The sequence below is a fragment of the Phormidium sp. CCY1219 genome (assembly GCF_055795085.1).
In genome coordinates this window covers 1-17,780 of the sequence record NZ_JAYFEQ010000706.1, presented here as the reverse complement: position 1 = coordinate 17,780, position 17,780 = coordinate 1, and the positions used below count along the sequence as shown (strand labels likewise).

Sequence of the window (17,780 nt, the reverse complement as noted above, 5' to 3'; positions counted from 1 at the left end):
AACCCAGATCTCAAAGGTCTCGGCCCAGAAGCCCGCGCCGTACCGCCTAAGCGGTCGGCGTCGGGAGTACGTCACGTCGCACATTTTCTCTACGGTGGGGGGAGTCTTGATGATGGACTCGGCGATCGCGGATAGTTGCGATCGCCGCCTTTTGGCTATTCTGATTCTGGGGATTTTAGGGCGATGTCGAGCACTGCACGCGCCTCTTCAGCTTGTGCTTTGGCGGCTTGATAGCGCTGACTGGCTTGGGCAAAGGTTTTGAGCACTTTAAACCCATCTTTGAGGGTGGCAATTTCCTCTTCGCTGATGGGTCGGTCCTGAAAGAGAATGTCAATTTTTTCGCGCACGTTGAGCGCTTCGGTGCGCGAGCGATCGACTTTTTCTTTTAGGGTTACTAAACTGCTGAGGACTTGAACTGCCTCAATGAGTTTGTCTTCGCTGACTTCCTTTAATTCGGGTTCTTTCACTTCAATAAACCGATCGGGACTAAATCCTTCTGAGAGTGTGATGGGAAGTTTCCCCTCGTCCATGAGTTCGATGAGTTGGTCCATCGCTTTCTCACGAGCTTTGGCGGAATCTCTCCCGGAAACTGTTAAGATGACTTCTGGAGCTTGAGCGATAGTGTACTGAACCATATTGTTCCATGAGAAGTTGTTTTGATGAGCGGGTGAAAGCTGCGCGATCGCCTCGGTTGTTTCACTTCTAGGCTGACACAAAAGCCCGACCAACCTGCGCCTCATTGCTGCTTTCCGATTCCCTACAAAATGGTAGCGGTTGCGATTTATACCGCTTTTGCCATCGGAACGCCCAGGCGGGTTTGGCTCGCTTCCAGTCCGAGGACTCCCGGGGGCAAGCGGTGGCTCAATTCATCCGCGATCGCCTCCCTCCCCAAATCGGGGCAAGCCGCTTCTGTCCCCTTCATTGTTTACCTCATATCCTCTGGTTTAGATTGCACTTCCATCCAATCTGGCATCCTTTTTCTCTCCGTTTATTAATGTCTTAAATCACTTTATCATACTCTGGAGAAGTGACTTATGGCGAGAATTTTAAAAATTATTAAGGCCAGGAAAAAGCTTCTTCGGGAATCCTTCGCCCCTCGGCATGGAAAGGCGACAATTGTATAGAGTTTTATCCACGGACGCTACAGAACGAGACTCGAGTAAGGAAGTTCTACAATTGTAAGGCTAGGGAAGCAGAAACAATGGGCGATCGCTTTGCCGCAGGCGGGTATAATCCGGGCGGCAACTGTCAGCACGCAGTCTCTTCTGCGCCACACATTTGGCGCGCGCGATTCTGTGCGATCGGCCTAAAAAAAGAGTATCTCTTTCCTGCGCCTGTTCGTGGGTTTTCTCTGCTTCCCACGAGCCAGAAAAAGTCTCCTCCCCAAACCACCGCTTTCCCGGAGAAAGGAGATTAATCGGGTCTGTACTGTTTCTGCATAATTAATCGACTTGCTTCTCGCCGATAACCATTTCGATGTGGCGGCGATCGCGGAGAAAGAACATCTCTGTTTCGCTGAATCGGAGAGTTTATATTCCGGTGCGATGGGGTAATTGTTCTCTCAAAAAATCCCATTCAAGCGGCTGGATAAATTGGCGGAATGCCAAGGAGTATTCAGTTAAAAAGTATCCCCTTGCGCCCAGGGGAAGCGCTGTTTACTGTCAACTCCCCTTTCCCCTACAGAACCCTGTCTCCTGTTTCGGGTGATTGGGGTATGGGTCAATCCCCAATCTGAAATCCACCGCACTTGCCCTTGGCTCCTTTACCGAGAACCGTATAGTCGGCTACTTTGTTGCTTTATAGGAGTCAAGTTTTATTTTATTTTGACAATAAAAAAATATCCGATGTTAAGCTATCGGTTGCTTACTCGATCGCCTGCGAGATCGCCGGTGGATATGTTCCCTCCAACCGGCGATCGACGCACCATAGGATCCACTGCATCCCCGTCAGGAAATTTCCCCAGGGCGAGTTGCGATCGCTAATTGTTTGGCGATGGAATTAACGGGCGTGAAGGAGGCAAAAACCCCGATTTTTCAAGGGTTAGGTTGCTGGCTCCAGACGGGATCCATAAAAAAATGCGGAAAATTTATACATAAAGTTTTGTAAAAAAAATTTTTTCCTAGCTTTTTCGAGTCTAACTCGAAAAAGCTAGGAAAATTTTCCTGGCTGTGAAGAAGAGATTGAGGCTCAACTTCACAACAACTGTTCCTTATTCCATAGTACATGATGAAACCTAAATTTGTCATTACATCTCTGCTAACGGCAGCCTTGGCGTTGGGAGCCACTGCCACGATGCAAAAACCCAGTGAAGCGGGAAGCACCTCTTTCAACTGTGGGGTGTGGCTGAACGGACCCAATGCGGGAACCCCAGTCACCTACGCGCGCACACCCCGGGGGATCGTCCCGATCGTCAACTGGGTCTCCGAACGTTTTTCAGGGTCGGGTTACACGCCAATGCGGCGCTGTATGGAAGTGTCCGGTCGATTCCAAACCGCCTATAACAACGGGACGCTGAAGTTTGTCACCAGCGGGTATCGCAACGGGCAACCGGTGATTTGCACCTCCAGTGCCAACGGGGGTCCTTGCAGCAGCGTGTTATTCACCCTGAAGCCGGGAAGCGATGCCAGCCGCACGTTGCAGTCGATCTTTAACATCCAGATGATGGGTGCGGCAGCTCCCCCGCTTTACGAATCGGAAGCTTCGACCTATATCGACGTGAATGCGGTGCTAGACTCAGCGCAAACGGTGGATGCCACTCAAATCGATGGGGCGAATGGAAGTAGTACCCCAGCGGCTCAACCGCAACCTTCTGCGCCAAGCGTCAGCGAACCCACCTCTCCCGCACCTGCGGGTGGCGGCGGACCGCTCTGGTAAAGAGGGGTTGTCCAGCATAGGGGCGATCGCGTCATTGCCCCTATGAGTTCACCTAACATGAAAAATATGCATTTTAGAGCGAGAACCTTGGTTGTCGTTCTGGGTAGCTTATTTGTAGCTTTACCCGGAAAGGCAGTTGAGGAGTGTATTTCTGCACCCGTTTTACCCGAAGGCGTGCCCCAGGGAGAACCTGCGGGAGAAAGCACCGGAGAACTCGATCGCCTTTATCAATTAGCCGAATCGATTACCGTCAAAGTCTACTCCAATAACACCAACGGTTCTGGGATTCTGATTCAGCGTCAAGGATCGCTCTATACGGTGGTCACCAACGAGCACGTGCTGACCCTCGGACCGCCCTATCGGATTGAAACCGCCGATGGTCGGAGTTATCCTGCCGAAGTGTTGAAGTCAGTATCCTTTAACGGCAAAGATTTAGCGCTCTTGCAATTTTCCAGTGCCGAAAACTACACCCTGGCATCCTTCGGCGCGATCGCGAATTTGACCGTGGGAGAACCGGTGTTTGCGGCGGGATTTCCCTTTGGCGGGAGTGCCTCTCACGGGCGCGGATTTGCGTTCAAGACTGGTGAGGTGTCCCTGTTGCCAGACAAAGCCTTACCGAGAGGCTATCAGCTAGGCTATACCAACCCGATTGAAAAGGGGATGAGTGGGGGTCCGGTGCTGAATCGTCAGGGGCAAGTGGTCGGCATTAATGGAATGCACGCCTATCCCTTGTGGGGCGATCCCTACGTGTTTGAGGATGGGTCGCGACCTTGCCAAGGGATGAGAGAGATAATGACGAGATCGAGTTGGGCGATTCCCATCGAGACCTTAGTGCAACTAGCACAAAACCTGTCTCTTCCGAGGGTGGATTCGCCGGTGCGGTTGCCCGAGGTGGCACAAACCCCGATTCCCCAGGGGCAAAGTCCAGCGATCGGCGACATTCAAGACCCGTCAATCTCACCGGCGGTGCAAGTGCCGAGGCAGGGATTATTCCAGGAACCGCAAAGTCCCGCATCCCCCATTCCCGCCGTGCCCCAAAACGGCGAGCCGATGGTTTCGAGCGTTGACGGATTTTGGATTATGCCCGTTAACGAGGCAGATCGCTTTAATTCAATGCCCGAAAGCAACGGGTCATCGATCGCACCGGAAAACGGAGGGCCGAGGGAGTCGAATATCGCTCCCCGAGAAACGAACCAAACGCCGGAACCACTCTGGTAATTGCACGCCGAGAGGGGAGGGATAATATCGATTGACTGACCCCCTCGGGTGAACTCTGGCGAGTACCGCAGCGGTTCCACTTTCTATCCCCGAGGGGCGGGTTTATCAAACCGATTGCCTAGGGGCAAACCGTGACTTTGAACCCGCCCCTGCGGATTAATCCGAGTTGCAATCTGGGTTTTCCCAGATTCAATAGAACTCATTCCCCCGACTCAATCCAAGTACATATTCACCACAGTTTCAGGAGTGATTATGAAATTTTCCCCTAGACTTCCTGGGGCAATTTTGGGCGCAACTGCCGCACTGGTCATCGTTCAGCCTCAAATTGCCACTGCATTAACGGTAGAAGAACTCAACCAGCTTTCGCAAGAAATTACGGTATTAATCGAACGGAAAGACTCGCCATCTAACTCCGGATCGGGAGTAATTATTGCCCAAGAGGGGAATAATTACACCGTGCTGACTGCGTACCATGTGGTAAAAGCAGGAGTATCTCGCGGCGATTTAGAGTATGGAATTATTACCCATAATGACCGGGAATACAAACTCGATTTGAATACAATTGAGAAACTCCCGGGAGTAGACTTAGCCCTGTTACAATTTACCAGTTCCGAACAGTATCGCGTAGCGACTTTGGGAGATTACGACCTGAGAACGGAAGGTGCGGGAAGGTCGTCACTGATTTTTGTTTCCGGATGGCCGGCAGGTTGGGAAGAAGCGCGACGGTTGTTTAATCCCGGACTGAGAGTGGCAGAGGAATTTGCCTCGGCATTTGCCAAAAAAACCTTGGCAGAAGGGTACGAAATGCTTTACACCAGCATTACCTATCCGGGGATGAGCGGCGGCCCGGTTTTAGATCTGAATGGCAACGTGATTGGCATTCACGGACAGTCCGAAGGGGAAAGAATTTCCGAAACCGAAGCGGGAACGAATAATTTTCGCGTGCGGTTGGGCTACAGTTTGGGGATTCCCATCCAAACGTTTTTGAACCTAGCCAAGGAGGAAGGGAATTTACCAGAAACCTTAGCCATCGCCAACACACCGCCAGTCAATTTAAGCCGAACAGAAATGCTGGATTCTCTGGAATATTTGCAGCCCGATCGCCCCAAAGGAGAAGCGGCTGAAGATAAACGAGCCTGGGTGAATTATGGCAATGAATTGTGGCGAATTTCCCGGGTATATGCCGATGCCAATCCAGAGGATTCGAGAACCATTGCTCTGAGGAAAAAAGCGGTTGCCGGATACGAGGAAGCCTTAAAAATAGACCCGGAATTTTACCAAGCCTGGTACGCCCGGGGCAACGCTCTTTCGGATATGGGAGAAGAGGAAGCCGCACTCAGTTCCTACGATCGCGCCATCGAATTGCTCGACTACGAACGGCTAACTGCAGAGTATGAAAAAGCCATTGAGAGCAACAATGAACGTCAAAAACTCGAACTAGAAGCCGAACTCGAATTATATGCGACTCTCTGGCGCTATAAAGGCTTGTTGCTCTCGAATTTGCAACGCTACGAAGCCGCCCGGGACGCCTTAATGCAGGTGACGAAAATTCAAGAAGATGACTTTGCTGCTTGGGATTTGCTGGGAATGGCGCAATTAGAATTAGGGGCAAAAGAAGAAGCGCTGAAGTCCTTTGAAAAATCCCTGGCGATTAATGATGAGTATGTGTATGCATGGCTTCACAAAGGCGATGTCCTGGCAAAACTGGGACAGTTTAACGAATCGCTGATTGCCTATGAAAAAGCGGTTGAACTGCAGCCCAATTTGTATTTCGCGGTTTTCCGACGCGGGGAAGTCTTGGCCAAAATCCTGCAAGACACGCAACAATCGCCGCAAGCATTGGACGAGGCGCTATCCATTGATGCCAGGGATCCGCATGGTTTGCATCGCCGGGGATTTGCCTGGTTTGGCTTGACCAACCGGGAAGCCGCGATCGCGACCTTCGATCGCGCAATTGAAAGTAATCCGGACGATGCATTAGCTTGGGCCGCAAGGGGACTGGCGTTAGTGGTAGAAAATCGCTACGAAGAAGCACAAGCTGCATTCGAACGGGCTTTAGAACTCAATCCGAACGACTTTGAAACCCAAGAAGTTCTACAACTTCTAGAGCAAGTCCAACAACTGGATGATTCTGATTCAGAGTTGCGAGGGATGGAGCGATGAAAAAAACCAACAATTTCCCCAGAATTTGTAGGGTGGGCACCGCCCACCGAACCCGACAGTTACAGAGGTTAATCGCTCATTGGGTAAGTCCTATGGGAGAAAAGCAAGATAATGATTCGCGCCGAGGGAATATTCTACAACAGGGACAGCTTTTAATCATTAGTTCCATGTTGGGAATGGGAGTGCTTTATAATACAGCCAGCCTTGCGGGTCCGTTAGGAGAGGAAAACAACCCGCAATGGCTCCGCCCCGACGATTTCGCACAAGTGCAAGCCTTGCCCCCGGAAACCTTCGTTTCCTCACCCCCACAGAGAAACATCGAGGAGTTTGAGGCGATGTTGTCGAGACCGCAACCGGGTTCTACAGAACCAGAGGTGGCGAAGCGCCAGAGCGCGCCCCAGTCATTTCCGTCGGTGGGGGAATCGAGAGAATATAGCGACTCGTCGATCGCCGATCGCGAACCGGCGATCGCACAGGTCACTCCCCCGGAACCGCCAATCCCGGAACCCACTGCCCCAGGTACCACAGAACTGGAAGAATTGCAAGAACAGTGGCTGCTCCCCGTACCGCCAGTGATTGAAAATCCGATTCAAGTCCAACGGGGGAGAGGTGTGCCCAGTGTGGCACCGGGATCGAGTCTCCTCACTCCCACGGCGTTTGGTCCTCGCTGGGGTCAAGCATTTGTGGGCGCTGGATTTCAAGAAAGAACCCGCTTTACTGACAGTTCCGATGGGGCGATTTCTGCCGGCTTTGGAGTGGGAGATCCGCGCAAAACTGTAGGCTTGCAAACGAGTTTTACCGTACTCGATTTGCTCGACAATCGCAGTGGAGATGATGGGTTTTTCAATCGCGGTGCGATTAGTTTTAAAGTGTCGCGGGTGCTGCCGAACGATGTGGCGATCGCCGGGGGAATAGAAAATGCGATCGTCTGGGGATTTACTGATGTGGGAACCAGTGCTTATGGCGTGGTGACTAAAGTATTTCGCCTGCAAGAAAGCACCGCCGATCCCTTCAGTCGTCTCACCCTGTCTCTCGGTGTGGGCAACGGGCGCTTTCGCACCGAAGATGACTTTAACGAGGATAATAACACGGTCAATGTGTTTGGCAGTGTGGCGGTGCGCGTGGCAAGACCCGTATCGGCGATCGCGAACTGGACCGGTCAAGATTTAAGCCTGGGAGTGTCTGTAGTTCCGTTCCGCAATATTCCCCTCGTCGTCACACCCAGTTTAGACGATATCACTGGCAACGCTGGAGATGGAACTCGGTTCCGCTTAAGTGTTGGTTATAGTTACTTCTTCCCAGGTTTTTAACCCGCAAAACAGCCTAGAAATTATGACAATGAAACCGCTTCCATTTTATCTCAATTATCTATTGGCTTTGGGTGTTTGGGTCATCCTGGGTCTTGCAGTTCCTCCATCCCCGGCTCAAGCTCAAACCTCTAACCAGTCCGACCTGAATAATCTCTCGGATATCATTAACAACGACCCGACGGAGACGGATGATGAAGAAACCTCGGAAGAACCCGAGGAAGAACCCGAGGAAGAACCCGAAGAAGAACCCGAAGAAGAACCAGAAAACATAGTAGACCTCGGATCGGAACCGGATTCCGAACCAGAAGAATCCGAACCGGAATCCGAACCGGGGGCAGAAGTGGAAGACATACCAGAAATAGAATCAGAAACAGCAGAAGAACCACAATCCGAAGTGGACTTTGAGTTTCCATCAGACTTCAACGAGATAGATGCTTTACCCGAAAATTCTCCAGAAGCCACTCAAGAAAGCGAACCAAATCTGACAGAAGACCTCCCAGAAATCCAAGTGGAAATCCCTGCGGAAACCGTAGAAGAAACGCCGGGAGGGGAAGAGCAACCCGAAGCAGAAACCCCGGTTAATGTGCCGGTGGATGCACCCGACGTAGAGGTGACATTTACCCCAGAAGGCGAGAGTGCCGTGGATGACACTGCGGAGACCATTGTAACGGAGCTAGATACGGGCAATCTCTCTACTGGAGACGGAGATACTGTAGCTGTGGGCGGGGGAGAAGTTCCCGAGTCAATTCAGCAAACTTTGTTAAATATTCTCACCGGCGATCCTTCAGCCAAAGCTCTGTTTGGAGACCCCTTGTTAAATCCATTGGTTGCCGGTTTGGTGTTTGCTCCAGGCGCACCGCAAGAAGCCCTCGCCCTGCAATTAGCCCAACAATTATTGGGTCTGTTGGAGGGAGGAAAAGTCAACCCGAAAAAACTGCAAGCCGCTGTTGCTGCATACAATGCTTTAATTAAAGCCAGTGGTGCGGAATTTTTGAATAATCCGCCCACAGAATTGGTGGCGATTCGACAGATTCTCTCCGAATTGGTTGACGCGGCACGTGCCGCTGATATTGCTCCGGAAACTAACTAAAACGCTATGCTTTTTTCGGGTTAATTATTTACTCCAAAAAGACACAAATTTTATTTGTGTCTTTTTTTTGCATTTATAGCGATTATGATTTATTGTGAGATACTAATTTTGGTAATTACCGCCTGCGCGAGAATTACAACAGATTTATGCTGCGTACTCCATCAAGAACGAAACCTGCTATTTTAAAAAAATATTGCAAGCAAGGGTGTAAATTATGTGGCACAGTAGAGAGGCGATTAATCGCCTCTCTACAGGGAGGCAGTAGCTCGGGATTCCACGTTTCCAGCATGAGCTGGAAACGAGTAAAAACTCAGTATAAACGATTAACAAACCCGGCAATTAAAGTGGTTCAAATTGATAGCGATAGCCGGCATTGGTACCGGGGACGGCTTTCACCAGGGGAATGCGATCGAACAGGTTAAAATCGGTGGCGGTGCCGGAAATGGGAATGCCTTGCTGGAGTAATTGAGCCGCTGCGGCGCGGGTGGGGTTTTGGGTTAACGCATTGGCTAAAGCTTGGGTGGTATCGTAGGCGGTGGCGGTACGCCAACTGACTCTTCCCCGCCAGATTTTAGCTGCTTGGGAGGCGAAGCGATCGCCTTGCTGCCAGCGCCAGGGAACGGCTAAAATCAAGCCATCGATCGCTGCATCTCCTTCTTTCAATAGGGTGGGATTATACAATTCATCCCCTCCCATCAGGGCTAACGGTTGCGGTTGGTTGGCATTCACTTGCGCGATCGCGATCGCCGTGTCTACCTTATTTTTACTCAATGCCAAAAACCCAATGGTTGCCCCTTCTTCCCGGGCACTTTGCAATGCTTCCGCCGGATTAAACCCCGGCGCAGTAACCTCCACCGCGTTTACCAATTCCCCATTATTGTCTGCCAATGCAGCAGAAATTTTATCTTTCAAGGCTTGACTGTACGGACTATCTGTGTTATAAAAAATAACTGCCGATGCCGGAGAGTAATTTGCTGCTGCATGGGACACTAAGGTTTGCCCCACGCTTTCGAGGTAGCGATCGAGTACCTCGTCGGCATTTTCCCCTAAAGAGAGGGTTTGTAAAATAGATTGACCGGTGCTATCGGTAGAGATGCGAGTGCTAATCGGAGAAAGAACCGCCATTTGTGCCTCTTCGTATTCGGCGATCGCCTCGCGACTTGCCGCATCCACCCCATGCCCGATCGCGCCTAAAACATTGCCCGCCTGAATCAAATCCTGCGCCAATGAAGGACCATTTGCCGGTTCGGCTTCATTGACAATCGCTACTTCTAAAAACCGCCCCGGAATCGTCGGGTTATCGTTAAATTCATCTTGATAAAGTGCCACGCCGCGCAGCACTTCTTTTGCCGCATTCTCACTGGCAGAAATCGGCACCACCACAGCAATGGTTAGAGGATTTTCCGCTTTTTTGGCGATAGAATTATTGAAATAAATCTTCGCTTCCGGGTCGTTCGGATCCACTTCAGACGCTAGCTGATATTGAGCGATCGCTTCGTCCCAATTTTGCTGACTAAATGCCGTTGCCCCCGCCACTTTTTCCGCGAAATTCTTGCCCCCCACCAATAAAACTTTTTCCCCCTGACTGATAGACTCCGCATTCACCGCCGTTTGACTGATACTTTCCAAAGAATCCGCCGCCATTTCGGCAGAATTTTCTGCCTCAAACCGCCATACATCGTTGCGCCACAGCAGATATCCCGCCGTGGTGCCCCCCAACAGCAGAATTAGGGCGATCGCAACTGTTGCGGCGATCGGAAACTGGAATTTTTGTGGTTGCGACAACAGGGTTTTGCTCTTTGAGTCCAGTTTCTGCGGTTCCATTGCCTCCTGGGGCAACCCACATATCTCGCACTCGGGGGCGTGATTCTCGTGGGGGGGATGGGAACCAGAGCAATTGGGATAGTGCTGTCCGTTTTTGGGGATTCCGTCGCAAATCCAACCGTTCGCAGAATTCACCTCAATCCACCTCTCTGTTCGCCTTTTATTGTACCATTCTAGACGGTAGAATCAACCCCCCACTTGACGACTCCGCAATTTCTGTTAAGAATTTTAAACCCAGGGCGATCGCTGTGGATCGGAGCTGGCATCATAAGAGAGTTGAGAACTCAGGCAGGGGGCAACCGGGCGCTGTGCCACTTTCATCTCCCCTGACCCTCCAATTTGCCCGGAGAAATCCCCCGCCGGGGAAAAACACTCCCTCCGGAATGAGTTAGAATGCATCAGTCCTCGGATTTAACCGGGGCAAATTATCCATCCGTCGTTCATCAGCAGGTGCTTGACCAATGGGGCTAAAAATCGTCCAAAATTATAACCCAAACTTTACCCTCGAACCCGAGGCCAAATCTACCTTATTTCGGTTATTAAATGGGGAAAATTTCCGTCAGCAGGTTGCGGAACAATCCGGCGCTTCTCAGGTAGAATTTACCGAACTGCTGTTCCAACCGATTCCCTATAGCGAAAGTACCCCCAAAGGAATGCCGAAGGAATTCGAGTTTTATCACGAATCCGATGAGTACGTAATTATTAACGTGCCGCCGAACTTTATGTTTAAAGCCAAAATTTTCAATCCCAGTCGCTTGTGTGCCGTTTATCGTCAAATTGCCCATTATCCAAAGGAGTAACGCATCAAAGCGACAGCAAAAAATTTGCTACAAAATGGCGCAATCATAATTACCAAAGATACCCAAAATGACCAGTCAAACTTCTCTTCCTTCCCTAGACAGTCTCGACTACCTTCCCTACCTCGATGCTGAGGGCAACTCGAATCCTGAGTTCGGCGGAAAAGTCGGCGTTTATGCGATTTTTGACGCGGATAAAGTCTTGCGATATATTGGATATTCTCGGGATGTTTCCCTGAGTCTGAAACAGCACCTCGTGCGGCAACCCCATCAGTGCTATTGGATTAAAGTGCAAACCATCGAACGGCCCAGTCGCAGCGCATTAGAAGCGATTAAACAACAGTGGATTGCCGAAAATGGAAAGACCCCTAGGGGAAATGACGCCGATGAGGCAAAATGGACGCAGCCAATTGATGTAAAACCGCTGATGACGGCGCAGGAGAAAGAAGAGTATGAGAAACCCACAGACGAACTCGGGCAGATAAAACAGCTTAAAAAGATAGCGCGGCGCGTGGAAGCGGAGATTTTATCTGTGCTAGAATCGCGTGGGGTGCAAGAAAAAATGCGCTTTAATCCCAAGCTGAAAGAAAGTGGTTTGCTTGACTTGAAGTAAAGGACAAGCGAAGGTCAATTAACGATTGACAATTGCACGATTGATTCTAAACCTCCAAGGTGTTTTATCCCATGACATCGGCACTATTAAACAATCGCTATCGCATTCTCAAAGAACTCGGATCCGGTGGGTTTGGTCAAACGTTTTTGGCGGAAGATACTCAAATGCCATCTAAACGCCGCTGCGTTATCAAACAGCTCAAACCCGTTACTGGAAATCCGCAGATTTATCAAGTGGTTCAAGAGCGGTTTGCGCGGGAAGCTGCCATTTTGGAGCAGGTGGGGGAGGAACATCCTCAAATTCCGAAGCTGTTTGCCTATTTTGAGCTAGAGGGACAATTTTATCTGGTGCAAGAATTGATAGAAGGCGTCACCCTGACGAAGAAGGTGCAAACTGGCGGACCGCTGAGTGAGGGAGAGGTGCGATCGCTGCTTGCTGGTTTATTGCCGGTGTTGGAATACCTACATGGGTTGCGCCTGGTGCATCGGGATATCAAACCGGATAATATCATCCTCCGATCGCCGCCCCCCGGAAGACCCCGGGGAAGTGAGGTGGAAAAACCAGTGTTAATCGATTTTGGGGCGGTAAAGGAAACGATGGCGACGGTAGTGAGTTCTTCTGGCGGAACCACCCCCTCGATCGCGATCGGCACTCCGGGATTTATGCCACCGGAACAAGCAGCAGGAAGACCGTTGTATTCCAGCGATTTGTATAGTTTAGCCGTCACCGCCGTGTATCTGCTGACGGGGAAACTCCCGCAGGAGTTGGAGGCAGATCCGGCAACGGGTGAGATAATTTGGCGTCAGCACGCCCCTAGCGTTAGTCCCGGTTTGGCGGGGATGTTAGATAAGGCGATGCGGTTTAATCCGCGCAGTCGCTATTCTACCGCGCGAGAGATGCTCGATGCCTTGCAACCGGCGGTGAATTCCGACGTTTCTACCCTGGCGATCGCCCCAATGGGAGAGTCTACCGCCACGCCGCCGGTGAACTACAAACCGCCTCATCGGCGCAGCGGAACTCGCCGATTTGCGGCGATCGCCGGTGGGGTGTTGCTCGCATCGTTTCTGATTGGATTTGCGATCGCGCGCCAAAACATCGCACCTACCCCTTCAGACAATCCCTCACCTAGCGTACCCAACACCCCGGTTTCTCCCGCACCCACCGGCCCATCAGACCCGGAAAATCCGCCCGGGAGTGCCGAGTCTCCCAACACTCCAGTTTCTCCCGCACCCACCGGCCCATCAGACCCGGAAAATCCGCCCGGGAGTGCCGAGTCTCCCAACACCCCAGTTTCTCCCGCACCCACCGGCCCATCAGACCCGGAAAATCCGCCGGAGAGTTCCGAGTCTCCCAATCCAGAACCGCCTACCGCAAGCGGATTTTATTACTTGGCCGATTCTGCGTTTAAAAATCCCGAAAATGCCCGCAATCAATTGCGGAAATTAAAGCAACAAGGGTATAATGAAGCGGGAAGCTTTTGGTTGCCCGATTATCCCAATTTATCGGCGAGTCCTTACGAGCAAGTGTATGTGGCGAAATTCCGCGATCGCGACAGTTGTATTGCCCAGTTAAAATCCTATGGCGAATTCGTCCCGGATGCTTACTGTGCCTTCGCCAGTGACAATCCCAACGCGGCGGCAAATCACGTTTATGCCTCCGACTTGCGCCCGGACAATTCCTCGCCATCCCCCAGCGATCGCCCCTCCTCCGCACAATTTATTCGCAGTTACTACGAGAATATTAATGACCGGGAATATCGCCGCACCTGGAGTATGCTTTCTCCCGAGTTTCAACGAACCGGTTCCGAGAGTTACCAGGAATATGTGGAGTGGTGGGATAGCATTCGTCAAGTGCGAGTGCGCCGCGTCAATCAGATTTCCACCCGAGATGAAGTTGCGATCGCCGATGTCGCCTTAACCTATAACAAACGAAATGGAAAACAGTCCGAGGAAACCCTCCGCATGACCTTGATTTGGGACGAAGAAAACCGCACTTGGGCGATCGACAAAACCGATGTGCGATGACTCCATCCCTCGCACTCGTTCCCAGCTCAAACTGGGAACACCACCTCCATTATCCCATAAAATACCCCCGAATCCTACCAAAAATCCCCCATTTTTGATAAACTAGAACCGCCCAATTACGACCCAGAACCATGACCGCAGAAACGCCCAGCACCGCCCACCATTCCCCCAATCATAGCACCCTCTACGCCACCCCCAGAATCGTCACCAATCTAGACGAGTGCTACTTCTATCATACAATGGAAATTCCCGGTTATGGACTGGTGCAAGGAGAGTGGGATTTGCGCCACGGTATGCGCGAGTATCTCGGTGGCGTTGACTTCAGCAACAAACGAGTATTAGAAATTGGTACCGCCAGTGGATTTTTATGCTTTCAGATGGAACGACTCGGCGCAGAAGTGATTGCTTACGACTTATCGGAACATCAATCCTGGGATATCGTACCTTTTGTGCGCGCGAATTGCGAGGAATTTGCCCGCCATTTTAAAACCCATATCCATAAAATCAATAACGGCTATTGGTTGGCTCATCAAGCGCATCAGTCCAATGCTAAAGTGTTATATGGCAGCGTTTACGAGATTCCCGAAGCGATTGGCGCGGTGGATATTTCCACCTTTTGTTCCGTTCTGCTGCACGTTCGCGACCCCTTTCTCGCCCTACAGAAAGCATTGCGCCTCACTCGCGAAACTGTGATTATTACCGAACGCTTGCCCAAGTATTTTCCCCTGGTGAGTTTGTTGGCTAAATTGGGTAAAAGTCCAATGATATTTTTACCAAATTTTAAAACCCGAGAACCGCAAGAAGCTTGGTGGTATTTACCGCCGGAAACCATTCAGCAATTTATTGGCGTTTTAGGCTTTGAAAAAAGCAAAGTAACATACCACAGACAAACCTACAGAGGTCAAAAAACTCTAATGTACACCGTCATCGGACATCGAGAATAGATAAAGAAGCGGGCGATTTTAATCGCCCTGCTTCACTACAAAATATCCTTGCGCTTTTGCAACCCATAAGTGGCTACTAAATAAATCAGGGCGTGCAAACATAACACCCCCCAATTCAAGCCTAAATTTTCCCAAGTTGGGTCGTAAACCGAGGTGGGTTCAAAGGGTTGCGGAACCACACTTCCATCGGGTAATTCCGTGGGTTCGGGCACCATTGCATTTACATTCACTAACGCGCCATAAGCTCCTACAGACCAGCGACTTAACATCAGCCAAGAAATCGTACTTGCCGCCCCTTCCATTTTAAACAAAACTCCGGCAAAAATAATCTGGGGGAGTAATAAAAGCGGTAAAGCGCTATTGGCTTGCGAGCTATTTTTCACCATCGCCGACACCAGCAATCCCAGACAAATGCTGGTAAATAAGGTTAAAAAGCTGGTAATCGAAACGCCAACTGGCCAATAAATTAAGTCCGGTTCTGGGTTTTTAAACGCTAGCAAAATTGCCCCCGCCATAAATAGGGTTTGCAAAATGGCTAATCCGCCTAGAATCGCAATTTTGGAACCCAAGTAAGGGAACAAACCTAAATTAACTAATCGTTCCCGCAGGTAAATGGCTGCTTCTTTGACAATTTCTTGCAAAGCGGTGGAAAGTCCGACCCAAATAGCGGCTGAGGTAAAGACAAATAACACCCGCAGGGCGAGGGGGGCTAAGGTGGCGTCGGGTTCGCCGATTAAGGGGTCTTTATCGCGGATGGCGAGGGTCATCAAACTGATACCAATCGGGGCGGTTAATAAGGCTAAGCCTAAGTTAACTGGGTCGCGTTTGGTGAGTTGAAAATAGCGTTGAGTGAGGAGAGAAAGCTGCTGGAATGGAGAGGGTTTGACTTGTGTGGGAGGGGCGATCGCCGAATTTTTTCCCTGAGTGCCGGTACTTAGGTGATTTTGTACGTAGCGTTGGTAGAACTTGGAGTGGCGAAAGTTATCGGCCCAGCGCTGCACATGTGCTTCCCCTTGTTCCAGTTCGTTATAGATATCGGCGAAGTCGCCCGAGGTGATATTGAAGAACTGGAAGGCATCTTGCGGGGGTCCGAAATAGCACAAATGGCCGCCGCGTCCCAGGAAAACCACGCGATCGCATAATTTCACGTTAGCGGTAGCGTGAGTAACTAGCACAATGGTGCGTCCGCGATCGGCCAATTTTCGCAAAAGCTGCATCATCTTCTTATCCAACCCCGGATCGAGTCCCGAGGTAGGTTCGTCCAAAAAGAATAACTTCGGATCCGCCAGCAATTCTACGCCGATACTCACTCGCTTGCGCTGTCCCCCACTCAACTGACTCACGAGCACATTGTCGCGATCGCCCATTTCAATCTCGTCCAGCGTCTTTTGCACCACTCCCTTAACATCCGTATCTGGCGGAAGTCGCAACTGCGCCGCATAGGTCAGCACCTCTGCCACCGTCAGTTGTCGGTGAACGATATCATCCTGGGGCACATAGCCAATTTGGGTGCGATAAATATTGAAATTCCGCCGCAAATCATCCCCATTCAGATACACGGCACCCTGGGTGGTGGGGTCTACCCCTAACAAAGTTCGCATCAAGGTAGATTTCCCCGCACCACTCCCGCCAACTAACGCGACAAACTGACCCGGTTCGATCGCCAGGGTAATGTCCTGGAGCAACCGCTTTTTCTCACCTTTTTCTCCCTTAACTTCTCGCACCAAATGTTCGGCATCCAGACGAATTTGCGTGCCACCATCCAGCACCAGCAGTTCGTCCCCGCGCAATACCAAGGTAAACGGTCCGATGCGGATAATAGCTCCTTCCGCAAGGCGCATCGACTCCTGTACCCGCTGCCCGTTGACAAATACGCCATTTGTGCTATAATCTCGCAAAACATAGCCTCGACCATCGGAATCCACCGTGGCGTGACGGCGAGACACGATCGGCGCATCCAGTTGCAGGTTAGCGCTGGGGTCGCGCCCGAGTAACACGGAACGCCCTTTCAGAGACACCGAGCGCGCCGGGGGTGGCGTGCCCGCTTCCGTGGGGTTAACGTAAGTGAGAATAATTTGGTCTTTCGGATTTTGTCCGATGCGAATTTGGGTACCATTTCGCAACCGATAGCCCTCGCCCACGGAAATCCGCGTGCGATCCAAAAATAACCCATTCGTGCTGGGGTTGCTTCCGTCACCATCGTAAATTTGATAATCGTTCCCCACTTTCTCGAACACCGCGTGAGCGCGAGAAATGACCTGCCAATCCGTGGGAACCAGCAAATCCGCCCCGGTGGCGCGATCGCGCCCCAACAGGTGCCGATTTCCCCGCAGTTCCAGACGCATCACCTTCCCTTGGTTGTTTAATTCCAAATAGGGATTCGCCTCGAGTACCGTTTGTTGTCCTGAGTTACCCATGATAAGATTCCGTGAGTCCAGATTTCTTAAGATTTGATTAAAATTTGTGAGCGACGATCGCTCTGGGATGGCGATCGGGTTAAATCAGTCCGATGGGGAATGCCCACCCGACCCCGGCGACCCTTCTCGGCGAGGAAGCAATTCCCCGACGCCGAGCGAATTTTAGCCCACAGGCGATCGGGGACAAAACATCCCCTCGCCTCCCGATTTTCAGAGCAAAGCAATGCTTCGCTCACCCTCTCGATCGGGCTAACTGTAGCCCCCGTTTAATTTCATTTCCCTACTGTAGCAGTTGATTTGGGCTTTTTGCCCTTATAGTAAGTAAAGATTGATGAACAATCCTAGCCATTCCCTTCAGAACGTGATAGGCTCGAAAAAAGCTTCATTATCAGCCAACAGCCATGATGACGCCCACCTTACTCAACAACCGATATCGCATCCTGCGCGAACTCGGATCCGGCGGGTTCGGCGAAACCTTCCTCGCCGAAGACACCCAAATGCCTTCC

The 17,780-nt window shown here is 51.0% G+C and carries 14 protein-coding genes; 9 read left to right on the top strand and 5 right to left on the bottom strand.

Annotated elements, in window-relative coordinates; genetic code table 11:
* Nucleotides 1-155 precede the first annotated feature (155 nt).
* Both AC0QH1_RS20880 and AC0QH1_RS20875 read right to left on the bottom strand, forming a co-directional pair.
* Nucleotides 156-635 (bottom strand): hypothetical protein, encoded by a 480-nt coding sequence (locus AC0QH1_RS20880; RefSeq protein ID WP_324633244.1) that lies wholly within the window; start codon nt 633-635, stop codon nt 156-158.
* Between the two features lie 146 nt (nt 636-781).
* Nucleotides 782-922 (bottom strand): hypothetical protein, encoded by a 141-nt coding sequence (locus AC0QH1_RS20875; protein WP_324633243.1) that lies wholly within the window; start codon nt 920-922, stop codon nt 782-784.
* Nucleotides 923-2,223: 1,301 nt separating this feature from the next.
* Here AC0QH1_RS20875 and AC0QH1_RS20870 point away from each other — a divergent pair.
* From AC0QH1_RS20870 to AC0QH1_RS20850, 5 genes are all read left to right on the top strand, one after another.
* Nucleotides 2,224-2,874: a COP23 domain-containing protein gene (locus tag AC0QH1_RS20870; protein ID WP_324633242.1), complete on the top strand. Its 651-nt coding sequence runs from the start codon at nt 2,224-2,226 to the stop codon at nt 2,872-2,874.
* Between the two features lie 87 nt (nt 2,875-2,961).
* Nucleotides 2,962-4,092 carry a S1 family peptidase gene (locus AC0QH1_RS20865; protein ID WP_324633241.1) on the top strand — a complete coding sequence of 377 codons (1,131 nt, stop codon included), beginning with the start codon at nt 2,962-2,964 and terminating at the stop codon, nt 4,090-4,092.
* Between the two features lie 252 nt (nt 4,093-4,344).
* Nucleotides 4,345-6,255 (top strand): tetratricopeptide repeat protein, encoded by a 1,911-nt coding sequence (locus AC0QH1_RS20860; protein WP_324633239.1) that lies wholly within the window; start codon nt 4,345-4,347, stop codon nt 6,253-6,255.
* A gap of 92 nt (nt 6,256-6,347) precedes the next feature.
* The gene (locus AC0QH1_RS20855) at nt 6,348-7,565 is read left to right on the top strand and encodes a hypothetical protein (RefSeq protein WP_324633238.1); all 1,218 of its coding nucleotides are present in this window, start codon (nt 6,348-6,350) and stop codon (nt 7,563-7,565) included.
* 22 nt (nt 7,566-7,587) lie between these two features.
* Entirely contained in the window at nt 7,588-8,655 is a 1,068-nt protein-coding gene (locus AC0QH1_RS20850; protein ID WP_324633237.1) for a hypothetical protein, read from the top strand.
* Nucleotides 8,656-8,994: 339 nt separating this feature from the next.
* Here AC0QH1_RS20850 and AC0QH1_RS20845 read toward each other — a convergent pair whose 3' ends face one another.
* Entirely contained in the window at nt 8,995-10,614 is a 1,620-nt protein-coding gene (locus AC0QH1_RS20845; protein WP_324633235.1) for an ABC transporter substrate-binding protein, read from the bottom strand.
* Between the two features lie 326 nt (nt 10,615-10,940).
* Here AC0QH1_RS20845 and AC0QH1_RS20840 point away from each other — a divergent pair, with 326 nt between their 5' ends.
* The 4 genes from AC0QH1_RS20840 (at nt 10,941) to AC0QH1_RS20825 (ending at nt 14,857) form a co-directional block, all read left to right on the top strand.
* Nucleotides 10,941-11,279, top strand: coding sequence for a hypothetical protein (locus AC0QH1_RS20840; protein ID WP_324633234.1), 339 nt, complete (start codon nt 10,941-10,943; stop codon nt 11,277-11,279).
* A gap of 67 nt (nt 11,280-11,346) precedes the next feature.
* Nucleotides 11,347-11,889: a GIY-YIG nuclease family protein gene (locus AC0QH1_RS20835; protein ID WP_324633233.1), complete on the top strand. Its 543-nt coding sequence runs from the start codon at nt 11,347-11,349 to the stop codon at nt 11,887-11,889.
* 71 nt (nt 11,890-11,960) lie between these two features.
* Nucleotides 11,961-13,913 carry a protein kinase domain-containing protein gene (locus AC0QH1_RS20830; RefSeq protein WP_324633232.1) on the top strand — a complete coding sequence of 651 codons (1,953 nt, stop codon included), beginning with the start codon at nt 11,961-11,963 and terminating at the stop codon, nt 13,911-13,913.
* 131 nt (nt 13,914-14,044) lie between these two features.
* Entirely contained in the window at nt 14,045-14,857 is an 813-nt protein-coding gene (locus tag AC0QH1_RS20825; protein ID WP_324633231.1) for a class I SAM-dependent methyltransferase, read from the top strand.
* Nucleotides 14,858-14,892: 35 nt separating this feature from the next.
* Here the strand turns inward: AC0QH1_RS20825 and AC0QH1_RS20820 are convergent, their stop codons facing one another.
* Both AC0QH1_RS20820 and AC0QH1_RS20815 read right to left on the bottom strand, forming a co-directional pair.
* Nucleotides 14,893-17,274, bottom strand: coding sequence for an FHA domain-containing protein (locus AC0QH1_RS20820; RefSeq protein ID WP_324633230.1), 2,382 nt, complete (start codon nt 17,272-17,274; stop codon nt 14,893-14,895).
* Between the two features lie 26 nt (nt 17,275-17,300).
* Nucleotides 17,301-17,498 carry a hypothetical protein gene (locus tag AC0QH1_RS20815; protein WP_324633229.1) on the bottom strand — a complete coding sequence of 66 codons (198 nt, stop codon included), beginning with the start codon at nt 17,496-17,498 and terminating at the stop codon, nt 17,301-17,303.
* Between the last annotated feature and the right edge of the window lie 282 nt (nt 17,499-17,780).

What these genes read in the sequence shown, in the direction of transcription:
- AC0QH1_RS20830 (WP_324633232.1), top strand. Translation starts at nt 11,961, where the DNA reads ATGACATCGGCACTATTAAACAATCGCTATCGCATTCTCAAAGAACTC.
- AC0QH1_RS20850 (WP_324633237.1), top strand. Translation starts at nt 7,588, where the DNA reads ATGACAATGAAACCGCTTCCATTTTATCTCAATTATCTATTGGCTTTG.
- AC0QH1_RS20870 (WP_324633242.1), top strand. Translation starts at nt 2,224, where the DNA reads ATGATGAAACCTAAATTTGTCATTACATCTCTGCTAACGGCAGCCTTG.
- AC0QH1_RS20840 (WP_324633234.1), top strand. Translation starts at nt 10,941, where the DNA reads ATGGGGCTAAAAATCGTCCAAAATTATAACCCAAACTTTACCCTCGAA.
- AC0QH1_RS20880 (WP_324633244.1), bottom strand. Translation starts at nt 635, where the DNA reads ATGGTTCAGTACACTATCGCTCAAGCTCCAGAAGTCATCTTAACAGTT.
- AC0QH1_RS20855 (WP_324633238.1), top strand. Translation starts at nt 6,348, where the DNA reads ATGGGAGAAAAGCAAGATAATGATTCGCGCCGAGGGAATATTCTACAA.
- AC0QH1_RS20825 (WP_324633231.1), top strand. Translation starts at nt 14,045, where the DNA reads ATGACCGCAGAAACGCCCAGCACCGCCCACCATTCCCCCAATCATAGC.
- AC0QH1_RS20820 (WP_324633230.1), bottom strand. Translation starts at nt 17,274, where the DNA reads ATGGGTAACTCAGGACAACAAACGGTACTCGAGGCGAATCCCTATTTG.
- AC0QH1_RS20860 (WP_324633239.1), top strand. Translation starts at nt 4,345, where the DNA reads ATGAAATTTTCCCCTAGACTTCCTGGGGCAATTTTGGGCGCAACTGCC.
- AC0QH1_RS20875 (WP_324633243.1), bottom strand. Translation starts at nt 922, where the DNA reads ATGAAGGGGACAGAAGCGGCTTGCCCCGATTTGGGGAGGGAGGCGATC.
- AC0QH1_RS20835 (WP_324633233.1), top strand. Translation starts at nt 11,347, where the DNA reads ATGACCAGTCAAACTTCTCTTCCTTCCCTAGACAGTCTCGACTACCTT.